This is a genomic window from Halopenitus salinus (assembly GCF_055397165.1).
In genome coordinates, this window is the sequence record NZ_AP043853.1 from 1,032,207 (window position 1) to 1,045,028 (window position 12,822).

Consider the following 12,822-nt stretch of genomic DNA (forward strand, 5'->3'; position numbering starts at 1 on the left):
ACCCCGGATGGAGCGTGAAACCCGAGCGTGCTCGCGCCCGGGAACCGCGATCACGATCCGGTGAAGTCGATCCGTGAGCCTCCCTCGGCGTCACCGCGTTCGACCGGGCCGACGCCGACGAAGACGTAGTCCGGATCGGTCAGGTGGACGCCGCCGTCCCGCGTCTCGACGGCGACCGAATCGAGGACCGCGCCCTCGCACGGGCCGAAATCACAGTAGCCGGTCTCACGCTGGAAGGTCGCGCCGTGTTTTTGACAGAAGATATCGCCGTTTCGAACGAACGCGCCATCGCCCGAATCGAGACGCACGTCCGTCCAGTGTTGACAGTGGTTGCGGTAGCAGGCGACGCCGTCCTCGAGGGCGATGAGGAACGCCTCGACCGTCTCGCCGTCCTCCCCGACGTCGCCGGCGTCGCCAAGGTCCACGCCGTCGACCGGCGAGAGGGTCACGAGCAGCGTCCCGTCGGCGGGAACCGCCTCGAGGTCGATCATTCGTCGCTCGTCGACTGCTCCTCGCGCATCGTCCATGCGGGAGCGAGGAACGGATCGCGTTTGAAGGTTTGGAGAGGCGGAGCGGAGACACGCCGAGGCGGGGACGTTCGAGATTCCGGGGACGTTCGAGATTCGACGGTTAGGCCGTCTCGCCGGCCCGTTCGATCCACGTGGCCGCGCGCTTCTCGCCGACGTTCGCCCCCTCGGCGACGTCCGCGGGGTCCGCGGCGGCCAGATCCGCGACCGTCTCGATGCCGATGTCGGAGAGTCGCTCCGCGTAGGCCGGGCCGATGCCCTTTATCGTGTCGACCGACGGGGAGTCGGCGTCGCCGGAGTCCGCATCAGCGGCGTCGGAATCCTCGGAATCCGCAGCAGCAGCGTCGGAACCAGCGACGTCCGTCTCCTCCGTGGAGTCCGGACTTCCGTCCACCGAGTCCGTCGCGGCCTCCTCGTCCGCGTCGTCGTCTTCGGCCGGTTCAGCCTCGTCGGAGTCCGGGGTGGCCGCCGCCTCGGCCGGTTCGGCGGCCTCGCCGGGATCCTCGGCCGCGCTTTCGTCGACGAGGGACTCGGTCGAGGCCGTGGCGTCGGTTCCCGCCGCGGCGGGGTCGTCCGCCGACCCTCCCGCGTCGGATCCGCTATCCCCTCCCTCCTCGCTCGATTCGTGCTCGACGGTCACTCGGGTGTCCGTTCGATCGGCGTCGCCGTCGTCGGCGTCGCCGAACCCGAGCATCCGTTTCAGTGTCTGCAGGAGCGCCATCGGCGCACAGTACGAACGGGGGGCATTTAAAAGCCGCCGGCGGAGGCGAGGAACGCAAAACGAAAGGGCGGATCGATGGAGGGGCTACCGCTCGTCGCTGTCGAGGACGCGGATCTGGTCGCCGCGGACCGTGACCGGAATGGGAACGGTCGCCTCGTAGAGCTCGACGGTGACCTGGTCTTTCCCCTCGTCGATGCGCTGGACGCGGGCCTTCTCGCCCTTGAACGGCCCGGCGATGAGCTCGACGATGTCGCCCTCGGCGATCCCCTCGACGTCGGGGGTCGGCGAGAGGAAGTGCTCGACCTCGGAGAAGCCGCTCGCCGCGGGTCCGTCGGAACCGGAGATGACGCCGCGTGCGTGCGGAATCTCGTCGAGGACGCGCGCGAAGACGCTGCCGTCGTCGGCCTCGACCATCACGTAGCTCGTGAGCTGGTCGGGCGCCAACACGGCGTGGATCTCCGGCATCTCCTTTTCGGCGAGCATGTCCGCGACCGTCCGCTCCTGGCTCGCGGTCGTCTTGACCGCGAAGATCGACGACATCAGACGCCGACCCCCGGGAGCAGGCTCATGATCGCGTAGATCAGAAAGCCGATGAAGCCGACGAGGATGATGCCGGCGCCGGCGACCTTCGAGACCTGGGTGAACTCCTCGGTGCTCGGGGTGCTCGCCAGCTTTAACACCCGAATGTAGCTGTTGAGGTCGTAGGGGACGTCCATATTGAGCGTGAGTAGGCGACGCGCGGTTTTTTACCTTGTGATGTTGCGCCACCGCGTGTGGTCGCGTTCGAGCGTAGTCGCGACCGAGAGTAGTCGCGATCGAGTATGGTCGCGACCGAGCGTGGTTGCGGTCGAAAGGAGAACACGACCGATCGAAGCCGGCCGTCGAGGGACCGGTCGCAACGATCGCGGCTACTCGACGTAGTCGATGTCGTCGACCTGCTGGTCGACCGGCTCGTCCGCCATCTCGGGTTGGGGAGCCTCCTCGCCGTTGCGGCCGTATATCTGGGGCGATTCGACGCCCGTGACGACGATCATGGTTCGCATCTGTCCCTCGATCTCCTCGTCGACGGAGGTGCCCCAGATGATGCGCGCGTCGGGGTCGATGCGGTCGTAGATCTCCTCGACGACGCCCTCGGCCTCCTCGATGCTCATGTCGCTGCCGCCGGTGACGTTGACGAGCGCGGAGTTCGCCCCGGAGATGTCGACGTCGAGGAGCGGCGACCGAAGCGCCGACTTCACGGAGTCCTGCGCCTTCGAGTCGGAGTCGGACTCGCCGAGGCCGATCATCGCGACGCCGCCCTTCTCCATCACGGTGCGGACGTCGGCGAAGTCGAGGTTGACGAGGCCGGGTTTGGTGATCAGTTCGGTGATGCCCTTGACCGAGCGCATGAGGACCTCATCGGAGACCTTGAAGGCCTGGCGGACGGGGAGCTTGCCGACGGCGTCGAGGAGGCGATCGTTGGGGACGACGATGACGGTGTCGGCGACGTCACGGAGGCGCTCGAGGCCGGCCTCGGCGTTCGTGCGCCGGACCTCGCCCTCGGCGGTGAACGGGGTCGTGACGATCGCGATCGTGAGCGCGCCGGACTCGCGGGCGGCCTTCGCGACCACCGGCGCGGAGCCGGTTCCGGTCCCGCCGCCGAGTCCGGCGGTGACGAAGACCATGTCCGAGCCCTCGATGGAGTCGTAGATCTCCTCTTGGGACTCGATGGCGGCCTCCTCGCCGACCTGCGGCAGCGAGCCGGCGCCGCGACCCTGCGTCTTCTGTTGGCCCATCAGGATCTTCGTGTCGGCCTCGATGTTGACGAGGTGCTGGACGTCGGTGTTCGCCGCGACGAGCTTCGCGCCGTGGATCCCCTCCTCCTTCATTCGGTTGACGGTGTTGCCGCCGGCGCCGCCGCAGCCGACGACCGTGATGTTCGTCTGCAGGTCCTGAAGGACGTCCTGCAGCTCGTCGTCGGTCATGGTTCCGGTTCGGGAGGCGGCGCCCGAAGCGCCGGTTCCTCCGGCGTCGGCTGTGTCCTGTCCGGCGGAGTCCCCGGAGCCGCCGGATCCGGATTCCTCGGCCTCGTCGATCGCGTCCTCAACGATGGAGTCCATATTGGCGAAGGGTTATACAGCGAGGTTAATTACCTTTCCCCATTCGTCGGACCTTCGTCTGACGCTGAGGGGGCGTTTCGACCGAATTGCGGGGGATCGAGCGAATCGGGAGGACGGAGCCAGCCCGGATCGGAATTCAGATCGGCGATCGGAGCTCAGATCGAAGGGCGGAGTTCAGATCGGGAAGCGCTCCTCGTGCTCGCGAGAGACCGCATCGGGTTCGATCGTCCGGCCGTCGATCTCGACCGGATTTCCCGCGGCCAGGGCGCCGAACTTGGGTCCCTCGGGAACGCCCCGGTCGGCCGCGAGTTCGGGATCGAAGCCCGTCTCGCGCGCGACGACCGCGTCCGATCGGACGTCGACCTCCTCGAACCGTTCCCTGAGGATCTCGGCGAGCGATTCGACGAGCGCGTCGAGAGCATCGCGATCGGTGACGGCGAGCGCTCCCGCCGCCCGCGTCCCGCCCTCCGCCGTCTCGAAGGCGATCGCGTGTTCCTCGATCGCCGCGCGCGCCGCATCGTGGTCGATCCCCTGCGCCCGCGTGAGGAGGTCGCCGGGAAGCTCGTGGACGATGAACGGGCGGTCGCCTACGGCGCCCGTTCGCTCCGCGTTCCCCGGGGGACCGTCCGGAACCACCTCGCCGAATCGAAGCCCCTCCTCGACCGACGCGATCGCGTCCTCGAGCGCCTCGACCAGCCGGAGGGGACGATCGCCGACCTCGCGAACCCACGTCTCGGAGATGACGCGGTGCCCGAGGTCCTCGACGGTCGCCTCGAGGTCGGGTTTCTCGCCCTCGATCACGGCGTGGTCGGCGTCGCTCGCCTCGAACGCGCGCGAGACGACGTCGCGGTTTCGCTCCGGCGACCCCATCTCGGTGAGCTGCCAGTCGGAGCCGACGTGTCCGACGCCCCAGTCGGTCTCCGCCACGATCCGCGTGAACTTCGGCGCGTAATGGCCGCCGCCGAACCCGACGACGTGTCGGGAGGCCCCGTCGTCACCGCGGAGGTCGGTCGAAGGTGCGTCGGTCGGAGAGACGTCGGCCGGAGAGACATCGGCCGGAGAGACGTCGCCCGATCGATCGTGGTCCTCGATCAGATCGAGGACGGAACGGGCCACGGCGCGGGCGCCGTCCGGGTCGTCCCACTGATCGTCCCCCGACCCGAGCTCCGCGAACAGCGACGGGACGCCGACGTCGCTCGGCCCGTGGTGGGTACACTCGATACCGACGTCGTACTCCGGCGGGGCGTGTTCGCGGAACGAGTGGAACAGGTGCTTTTGCGCAGCCGGGGCGGCGCGGGCGAGCCCGCCCTCCGTCCCGCCGTACTCGGCCGGCCCGAAGTTCCCCGTGAAGTGGGCGGTCAAGAGTGGTCCGGTCTCGCCGGCGTGTCTCGAGACGAAGACGAGGAGGTCGAGGTCGCGGCCGGTCGCCTCGAAGGGGGCCGCGGGATCCTCGAGGTGGATGTGGAGGTCCTCGAAGGTCCGCATCTCGGCGCCCGGACGGCGATGGACCGTCCCGCCGCCCGCCGCGTCCGGAACGGACTCGTCCGTCGTCTGTTCCCACTCGCCGATCTCCAACAGCCGGTCGCCGACGTGTTCGGAGGCGCGGTCGGCTCGACTGACGACGATCGCGATCACGATCGGACGTCGGAGGGTCACGGCCGAATAGTCGTCGATCCGGCTCGTCATCCAGGAGCGTCAGTCGTCGCCCCTCGGAGTCCCGGATCCGCCGGCCGACACGGCCTCGCGTATCGTTCCGCCGGTCCTCGAGAGGAGCCGGCTGAACTCCCGTCGCCGCGAGACGAGGAGCACGGTGCCGAGCAGGACGTACACCCCGCTGTAGACGAGCAGCAGCTCGTGGCTCGTGACCGGCAACACGAGCACGTCGCGGATGATCAGGAACTCCGAGACGACCTGCGAGAGGAAAAGCACCAACAGCATCACGCCCTCCCGTGCGGAGATCTCGAAGTTGAGCAGTATCGTGATCGCGAAGAAGGACTGGGCGGCCGTGAGCCAGATCTCGGCGGCCTGTCGCGCGTCGAAGGCGAGGACGCCGTACCGACCGAGCGCGAGCGAGTGGACGACGACGAGGGTTCCGATGAGCAGCGTCCACTGGTTGAGCTTCGAGGAGATGAGCGCGTTGAACCCCGCCGTCGATCGGGCCTTGTTCACGAGGTAGAGGACGACGATGAGCTCCGGCGACTCGGAGGCCAGCGGCGCGACCCACTGGATCATGAAGAAGGAGGGGACGCCGATGTCCTGGCCGATCTCCTCGAGTCCGTGGGCGAAGGGCTCGACGGCGGTGAAGATCATCAATCCGGAGTAGGCGAAAAGCAGAACGACGGTCGCGACCCGGCCGGGTTTCGAGAACGTCTGGAGGTACGCCGGGACGCCGACGTGTTCCTCCGCGGGATCGATCTCGCCGCGGAGAATGATCGCGATGTAGGCGACGTAGATACCGACGAGAATCAGCATGTCGAGAACGTCGATGCCGCCGTTCAGCGGAATGAGGAACGCCCAGCACGTCGCGAGCAGGAGGAAGACGATGTCGAGCCCGATGTCGCGGTCGATCGAGACGGCATCGGCGAGGAAACCGCTTCGCCGTTCGACGGCCGGATCGGCATCGGATCCCCGCCGATAGATGGTAAACAGGGCGATCCCGGCCCACCCGATCCCGATCAGGATCCGGTTCGCGCCGGTCATGTTCGCCACCGCGAGGTTGCCGGCCTCGATGCCGCGTTCGGTCCCCGCGTAGATGCCGGCGTTCCAGGCGTACAGCGCGTCGACGGCGTACTCGGGAGCGACCGCGAGCACGGCAAGGACCGCGATGGCGAAGGCTCTCGGGACGTCCTTCTCCGCGGTCTCCGCGGCCCACGCGAGCAGGAAGGCCGCACCCAGGACCGAGATCCCGCTTATCGCGACGATCGCGAGCGTGGAGAGCCCCGCGAGCGCCGCGGGTGCCGCATAACCCAACGCCGGGAGCACCGTCGTCGCGATCCAGACCGCGACCCACGGAACGGTCAAGGCGGCCGCCCCCGCGAGCGCCTGCAGGGCCTGCCGTCTCATCGGCGATCGTCTCCCTTCATCGGCGATCGTCTCCTCGGATCGACGAGGGTTCGTCACCTCGTTTCGATCGAGGCTGAACACCACGCCGGCCCGGGAGACGGTTCGCGTGCTTGGTAGTGCGTCCCGATGTCATCGAATCACCTCGACCCACAACGTCCCCACATATAATACACAAGATGTGCCGTGATCGACCGCATCCGGACGTTTCCGTGGCCGAACGACCCGATCACGGCCCTCACCGGCTTTCGGATGATCTTCCACGCAGACGGCTCAAAGCGGAAGGATCGAGCCGTTTCGGGTCCATCCCGCGTTCCAAAATCGAGGACTTCCTCACCCCTCGTCGAGGATCTCGACCGCGGCGTCCGGGGAGATTCGCTTGACGCTCTCGATCCCGCGTTTGGCTCCCTGCTTGGATCGGTATCCCTCGCCGCTGTCGGCGACGATGTTGCCGTTCGACGCGACGAGCCGCCAGCGCCACTCGCCGGCGTTGTCCCGGTACACCTCAAAGGTACCCGTTCGGGTCATTGCCGGCAACTACACCCGCCCGGGACATTAAACCCGGGTCAGGCGGTCGTGCGTGTTCTCCCACGCAGAGTCCGGAGCGGATCGGGAACGCTGGTCCCATCGAGGACCCGGTCTCCCGTGAACCGCCGTCCGGTTATTTATCATCGAACGTGGAACTGCTTCATACAGGCCATGTACGAGACCATCCTGATCCCGGTCGACGGGAGCGAACACGCGATCAGAGCCGCGGAACACGGGAGCCGCCTCGCCGGGGCGTTCGACGCGGACCTCCACCTGCTCAACGTGGCTGACGTCCAGTCCGCGGGCGGGCTGTTCAACGCGGGCGGCGTCGACGGGGAGTTCGTCCGCCGCATCGAGGAGGAGGGACGGAACGTGCTCGAGGCGGCCGCTGACGCGATCGAGGGGCGGTACGACGCCGAGATCTCGACGGCGGTCGTCCGCGGCGAGCCCTCCGAGACGATACTCGAACACGCCGAGGAGGTCGGTGCCGACCTCCTCGCGATGGGGACCCACGGTCGCACGGGCGTGAACCGCTACATCGCCGGAAGCGTGACCGAACGCGTCGTCCGCCTCTCGGAGACGCCGGTGTTGACGACCCGCGCAACCGTCGAGAGCGATCCGGAGCGAGGATACGACGACGTCCTCGTGCCGACGGACGGGAGCGAGGCCGCCGAGGTCGCCGTCGAGCACGGGCTGGCGATCGCGGAGCGAACGGGCGCTCGCGTGCACGCCGTCAGCGTCGTGAGCGTCCGTGGTCTCGAGACCAATCCGGAGTACACCCGGATCGCGGAACTCCGGGAACACCTCACCGGGAACGCGAAGGAGGCGGTCGACGACATCCTGGCGCGAGCCGAGGAGCGCGGAATCGACGCCGTGGGGTCGGTTCCGAACGGCTCGCCCGGCTCGATCCTGCTGGAGTACGTCGACGAACACGACGTGGATCTCGTCGCGATGGGAACCCACGGGCGAACCGGCCTCGACCGCTACCTCATCGGGAGCACGGCCGAGCGGCTGATCAGACGCTGTGCGGTTCCGGTGGTCGCGGTCAACGCGGGGCGTCAGTAGAATCAGTCGAGACGACCGATCGGCTCCGACCCGGCGGATTTTTGCTCCGGGAGCCGACCCGATTCGTATGGACGTTTACGGCCTGATCGGCAACCCGGTCGAACACTCGCTTTCGCCCCCGATGCACGAGGCGGCCTACGAGGAGTTGGGACTCGACGCGCGGTACGTGACCTTCGAGCCGGCCCCGGACGCGGCCGGAGAGGCGATCACCGGCGCGAGCGCGCTCGGCGTTCGCGGCCTCAACGTGACGATCCCGTTCAAACGCGACGTCCTCGAACACGTCGAGACGGACGACCTCGCCGCCCGTATCGGCGCCGTGAACACGATCGACTTCGCCTCGGCGGAAGGGGAACCGGGTGACGACGGCGGGAGCGGACCGAACCCGGAAGCGCCGCGTCCGCGCGGGTACAACACGGACGCGGCCGGCGTTCGGCGTGCGTTCGCCCACCACGACGTGACGCTTTCGGAGGCCGAGGCGGTCGTGGTCGGTGCGGGGGGCGCGGGACGGGCGGTCGCCTTCGCGCTCGCGGACGCCGGAGCGAGCGTCCACGTCGCGAACCGCACCGCGGAGCGGGCGGAGGCGCTGGCCGAGGAGGTTCCGGGAGCCACCGGCGGCGGGCTGGAGACGCTCGCGGCCCGCGTCCCCGAGGCGGACGTGCTCGTGAACGCGACGAGCGTCGGGATGGAGTCGGACGAGACGCCCGTCGACGCGGAGCTGCTCTCCGAAGACCTCGCCGTGCTTGACGCCGTCTACTCGCCGATCGAGACGCGGCTCCTCCGCGAGGCGGACGCGGCGGGCGCGAGGACGATCGACGGCGCGTGGATGCTGCTGTTTCAGGGCGTCGAGGCGCTCGAGATCTGGACCGGCGAGGACGCGCCGGTCGAGGCGATGAACCGGGCGCTTCGCGCAGAGTTGGCCGAGGACGAATAGCCGGACACCAGCGGAGGGGCGGGAGGTACCGGAGGGTGGCGGTGCTCGCGAACGGGGTTAGAGATACTCGCGAACGATCCGGGCGGCCTCGACGGCGTCGCCCGCGAGCACGTAGACGATCGGCTCGACGCCGACCGCGCCGGTTTGGTACAACACGACCGGGACGTCGACGTCCCGGCCCTCCAGGGCGGCGCGCACCGCGGTCGGGGAGTGCTCCTCGGCGTCGAACTCGATCGTCTCGTACTCCGTGCCCATCGCCTCGAGGAGGTCCGGATCGTATCGCACGTTGACCGCACCGCGCGCCGGAACGCCGGCCGCGCGCGCGGCGAGGAGAACGGAGGCGACGTGCTCGCTCACGCCGAACTCGGGCTCGCCGGGGACCATCGCCCGCCCCTTCACGTCCACTAGTCGCCCCGGGACGCCGGCCACGTCGTCGATCGTCTCCGCGTCCGGGAGCGCCTCGACGACGTTGGCGCCGACGTTCGGGATGAGCGCCGCGAAGCCGGAGGCGTTCCGCAGAGTCCGGAGTCCGCGCCGGACCGACGCGAGCACGCGTTCGCGCTCGCGGAGCGCGTTGTCCGGGTCGTGGACGGCGAACTCGACGTTCGCGTCGGCCAGCTTCGGCATCGCCTCCTCGTGGAGGTCGGCGAGGAGGTCGTCCTCCTCGAGTTGCCGGATCAGGATCTCGATCTCGACGAGGGCGGCGACACGGCTCACGTCGCCGGCGGCGAGCCCCTCCCCGATCCGGTCGACGAGTTCGCGGACGCGCTCGTCCGCGACGATGCGGTCGTGGCGAGCGACGTCGCCGTGGGCGTACTTCGAGACCGCCGACTGGGAGATGCCGAGCGCCTCCGCGACCTCGTGTTGGGTGAAGCCGCGGTCGCGGAGGTCCTCGGCGAGCATCGCACGGATCGTGGGAAGGAACTCCTCGACGACGATCTCCTCGATGAACTTCATCGGCTATCGGTCCTCCTCCCCCTCCGACTCCGACGGCTCGTCGTCGAACTCCGGATCGTCGCCGATCCGGGACGCCTGCGGGCCGTCCTGGCCTTGATACTTCGATCCGCGCTCCTCGCCGTAGGGGCGGTCGGCGGGCGAGGTGAGTTCGGTGAAGGTGAGCTGGGAGACGCGCATTCCGGGGGAAAGCGCCACCGGCGCCGTGCCCAGATTCGACAGCTCGAGGGTGATCTGTCCCTCGTAGCCGGGGTCCGCGAGCCCCGCGGTCGCGTGAACGACGATCGCGAGCCGGCCGAGCGAGGACCGTCCCTCGACGTGGGCGACGAGGTCGTCGGGGATCGCCACGCGCTCCTTCGTCGTCCCGAGCACGAAGTCGCCGGGGTGGAGGACGAACTCCTCGCCCTCCTCGACGAACGTCTCCGTGACGTAGTCGCCCACCTCGTCCGCGCGGGTCGGGTGGATGCACGGAATGTTCGCCCGCTGGAACTCGAGGAACCGCTCGCCGAGCCGGAGGTCGACGCTCGCCGGCTGTACCTGCTGGTCGACGTCGTCGATCGGGTCGATCGCGAGATCGCCGTCCTCGAGACGGCGGAGGATGTCGACGTCTGAGAGTATCATATCCCGACGAGAGACACCGGGGTAGTAAATTCTCGCCGATCGACGATCGGGGGCGAACTCCGGTCGAGCCGTGAGCAAGATCGGACGGCGTTCGGACGTGATCGGGATCGAACGCCGGTCAGGACACAAGCAGGACGGTGATCACGGCGAATACCCCCGCCACGCCCCCGGCGGCCGCCGTCGAGAGATCGTGCCGTTCGGCGATCCCGCCCCGGAGGATCCACCACTGCCAGGCGATGGTGAGAAGCGACGCGACGAGGAGGGGACCCTCGATCGCGGCGAAGGCCGAGAGCAGTTCCTCCCGGAACCCCTCGGGCGAGGTCGCTCGGACCGTCGTTTCGGAGAGCGCGTAGTAGATTCCGACGAGGCCGACGGCAAGCCGGAACAGCTCCGGGAGGAGGGCCCAGGCCGCGACCGAGAGCGACTCGCCGATCGACCCCCGTCCGCCGGCGAGACGGGCGCCGACGTGGACGATGCCGCCGGCCACGAGCCACCAGATGCCGACCCCGAGGAAGCCGTAGTGGAGGAACTCGCCGGTGGCCTCCCGGAGCATCGTTCCGAGGTCCCGGTCGATCCGCGCCGGTTCCTGGCAGGCGTCGTACATCGGCGCGTCCGTGTCGTTCCCGAGTCGCTCACAAACCCAGCCGTCAGGGCGGTCGGGATTGTCGATCGTCACGGTCGCGTCGACCGTCGCCTCGAGAATGCCGCCGAGCAGCACGATCCCGAGGGTCACGGCGGCCGCGACGAACACGACGATCGCGACGGCCGCGCCGAGGGAGTCGCGATGCGGGGACTCGGCGAAGAACCGACGGGGTGCAAGGAGGGCGGTTTCGATCGCTCGAAGGAGGGAGCGGCCGCCTCGAAGGAGGGCGCGAACGTCGTCGTGGAGGGACACGATCGGCGATCCCACGGCGCGAAGCATAAGCGATCGGTCGTGGCGGTTATACCTCGAGGGAGCCGTATCCCACGTATGGCGACACGCGAGGGGACCTGGCGCTACCGGAACCGGTTCGGCGACTCCTTCGGGCGGACGTACTTTCGCCGGTTCGGGCCGGGCGTGGTCTCGAGCGTCGGCATCGGCACGTACCTCGGCGAGCCGACCGCCGCCGTCGACGAGCGCTACAGGCGATCGATCCGGCTCGCGCTGGAATCGGGCGTCAACGTGGTCGACACGGCCGTGAACTACCGCTGTGGACGGTCCGAGCGCGTGGTTGGGGACGCGATCCGCGAGAGCGGGATCGACCGGGAGTCAGTGCTCGTGGCGACCAAGGGCGGGTTCGTCCCGTTCGACGGAGACCGTCCCGACGACCCCGCGGGATACGTCCGCGGGACGTTCGTCGAACCCGGGGTGGTCTCGGCCGACGAGCTCGCACGCGGAAGCCACGCGATCAGCCCGTCGTTCATCGACGCGATGGTGGATCGGTCGCTGCGTGCGCTCGACCTCGGGACGATCGACGTCTACTACGTCCACAACCCGGAGACGCAGCTGGCCGTCCGATCTCGGGAGGCCGTCTACGACCGCCTCGAGGCAGCCTTCGAGCGGCTCGAGCGTCGCCGGCTGGCGGGGGAGATCGGCTGCTACGGGATCGCCTCCTGGGAGGCCTTCCGCGTGCCGGAGGGCGACGAGTCGTACCTCTCGTTGCCCGCGATCTTGGGGCGTGCACGGAGGGCGGTCGCGTCGGTCTCCGGAGGGGAGATGGGCGAAGCGTCCGACTCCGAGACGGAGCCCGACCACGGGCTACGGGCGATACAGCTCCCCTTCAACGTCGCGATGGCGGACGCGTTCACCCGGAAGAACCAACCGCTTCCCGACGACCCGGACGGGTCAGGAGAGACGCGGATGTCGACGCTCGAGTGCGCGAGACGGGCGGGGATGGGCGTCTTCACCAGCGCGAGCATCGGACAGGGGGCGCTCTCGGAGTCGATCCCGGAGTCGATCGACGCGGAGCTCGCAGGGGACGTGCCCGCCCAGCGGGCCATCAACTTCTCCCGGAGCGCGCCCGGGGTAACGAGCGCGCTCGTCGGGAGCAGCGATCCGAATCACGTCCGCGAGAACGTCGCGGCAGGCACCTTCGACCCGCTCGGCGCGACGGCGTTCGACTCGGTCTTCGAGTGACCGATTCCGGTTTTGAGGACGGTCCTAACGGAGTTCCTTGTAGGTGGCTCCGCACTCGGGACAGACGCGAACGGCGAACACCTCGTCGGGGTCGTTCTCCTTTTTCAGGGTCTTCTCACAGCTCGCGCAGGTGAGTCGTTCGTACGTGTCCTTTAGCAGGTCGCCGTCGCGGAGTCCCTTGCGAGTCGACTTCATACCTC

General features: G+C 68.7%; 15 protein-coding genes. 3 read left to right on the forward strand and 12 right to left on the reverse strand.

Annotated elements, in window-relative coordinates; genetic code table 11:
* Positions 1–50 precede the first annotated feature (50 nt).
* The 8 genes from ACZ5YD_RS06945 to ACZ5YD_RS06980 form a co-directional block, all read right to left on the reverse strand.
* Positions 51–527 (reverse strand): Rieske (2Fe-2S) protein, encoded by a 477-nt coding sequence (locus ACZ5YD_RS06945; protein WP_379738762.1) that lies wholly within the window; start codon positions 525–527, stop codon positions 51–53.
* Between the two features lie 103 nt (positions 528–630).
* Complete coding sequence (locus ACZ5YD_RS06950) at positions 631–1,248, reverse strand: helix-hairpin-helix domain-containing protein (RefSeq protein ID WP_379738765.1); 618 nt, start codon at positions 1,246–1,248, stop codon at positions 631–633.
* Between the two features lie 84 nt (positions 1,249–1,332).
* Positions 1,333–1,788, reverse strand: a complete 456-nt coding sequence (locus tag ACZ5YD_RS06955) for a transcription elongation factor Spt5 (RefSeq protein WP_379738768.1) — start codon at positions 1,786–1,788, stop codon at positions 1,333–1,335.
* A complete protein-coding gene (locus ACZ5YD_RS06960; RefSeq protein WP_379738771.1) occupies positions 1,788–1,964 on the reverse strand; it encodes a protein translocase SEC61 complex subunit gamma in 177 nt (58 codons plus the stop codon). The genes ACZ5YD_RS06955 and ACZ5YD_RS06960 overlap by 1 nt, the downstream gene beginning before the upstream one ends.
* 192 nt (positions 1,965–2,156) lie before the next feature.
* Positions 2,157–3,347 carry a cell division protein FtsZ gene (gene ftsZ, locus ACZ5YD_RS06965; protein WP_379738774.1) on the reverse strand — a complete coding sequence of 397 codons (1,191 nt, stop codon included), beginning with the start codon at positions 3,345–3,347 and terminating at the stop codon, positions 2,157–2,159.
* A gap of 174 nt (positions 3,348–3,521) precedes the next feature.
* Positions 3,522–4,982, reverse strand: a complete 1,461-nt coding sequence (locus tag ACZ5YD_RS06970) for a D-aminoacyl-tRNA deacylase (protein ID WP_379739222.1) — start codon at positions 4,980–4,982, stop codon at positions 3,522–3,524.
* A 60-nt stretch (positions 4,983–5,042) separates the two neighbouring features.
* Positions 5,043–6,410, reverse strand: a complete 1,368-nt coding sequence (locus ACZ5YD_RS06975) for a sodium:calcium antiporter (protein ID WP_379738777.1) — start codon at positions 6,408–6,410, stop codon at positions 5,043–5,045.
* A gap of 330 nt (positions 6,411–6,740) precedes the next feature.
* Positions 6,741–6,935, reverse strand: a complete 195-nt coding sequence (locus ACZ5YD_RS06980) for an HVO_2922 family protein (RefSeq protein ID WP_379738779.1) — start codon at positions 6,933–6,935, stop codon at positions 6,741–6,743.
* Positions 6,936–7,106: 171 nt separating this feature from the next.
* Here ACZ5YD_RS06980 and ACZ5YD_RS06985 point away from each other — a divergent pair, with 171 nt between their 5' ends.
* Together ACZ5YD_RS06985 and ACZ5YD_RS06990 are read left to right on the forward strand one after the other, a co-directional pair.
* The gene (locus tag ACZ5YD_RS06985; RefSeq protein WP_379738782.1) at positions 7,107–8,000 is read left to right on the forward strand and encodes a universal stress protein; all 894 of its coding nucleotides are present in this window, start codon (positions 7,107–7,109) and stop codon (positions 7,998–8,000) included.
* 67 nt (positions 8,001–8,067) lie between these two features.
* Positions 8,068–8,931 (forward strand): shikimate dehydrogenase family protein, encoded by an 864-nt coding sequence (locus tag ACZ5YD_RS06990; RefSeq protein ID WP_379738785.1) that lies wholly within the window; start codon positions 8,068–8,070, stop codon positions 8,929–8,931.
* 57 nt (positions 8,932–8,988) lie between these two features.
* Here ACZ5YD_RS06990 and ACZ5YD_RS06995 read toward each other — a convergent pair whose 3' ends face one another.
* The 3 genes from ACZ5YD_RS06995 to ACZ5YD_RS07005 form a co-directional block, all read right to left on the reverse strand.
* A complete protein-coding gene (locus ACZ5YD_RS06995) occupies positions 8,989–9,888 on the reverse strand; it encodes a thiamine-phosphate synthase family protein (RefSeq protein WP_379738788.1) in 900 nt (299 codons plus the stop codon).
* A gap of 3 nt (positions 9,889–9,891) precedes the next feature.
* A complete protein-coding gene (gene dcd / locus ACZ5YD_RS07000) occupies positions 9,892–10,506 on the reverse strand; it encodes a dCTP deaminase (protein WP_379738791.1) in 615 nt (204 codons plus the stop codon).
* A gap of 118 nt (positions 10,507–10,624) precedes the next feature.
* A complete protein-coding gene (locus ACZ5YD_RS07005) occupies positions 10,625–11,401 on the reverse strand; it encodes a Yip1 family protein (protein WP_379738794.1) in 777 nt (258 codons plus the stop codon).
* Positions 11,402–11,476: 75 nt separating this feature from the next.
* On the opposite strand from ACZ5YD_RS07005, the gene ACZ5YD_RS07010 reads away from it, so the two are divergent.
* On the forward strand, positions 11,477–12,622 hold the full coding sequence (locus ACZ5YD_RS07010) for an aldo/keto reductase (RefSeq protein WP_379738797.1): 1,146 nt from the start codon (positions 11,477–11,479) through the stop codon (positions 12,620–12,622).
* Positions 12,623–12,646: 24 nt separating this feature from the next.
* On the opposite strand, the gene ACZ5YD_RS07015 is transcribed toward ACZ5YD_RS07010, so the two are convergent.
* Positions 12,647–12,817, reverse strand: coding sequence for an HVO_0758 family zinc finger protein (locus ACZ5YD_RS07015; protein WP_379738799.1), 171 nt, complete (start codon positions 12,815–12,817; stop codon positions 12,647–12,649).
* Between the last annotated feature and the right edge of the window lie 5 nt (positions 12,818–12,822).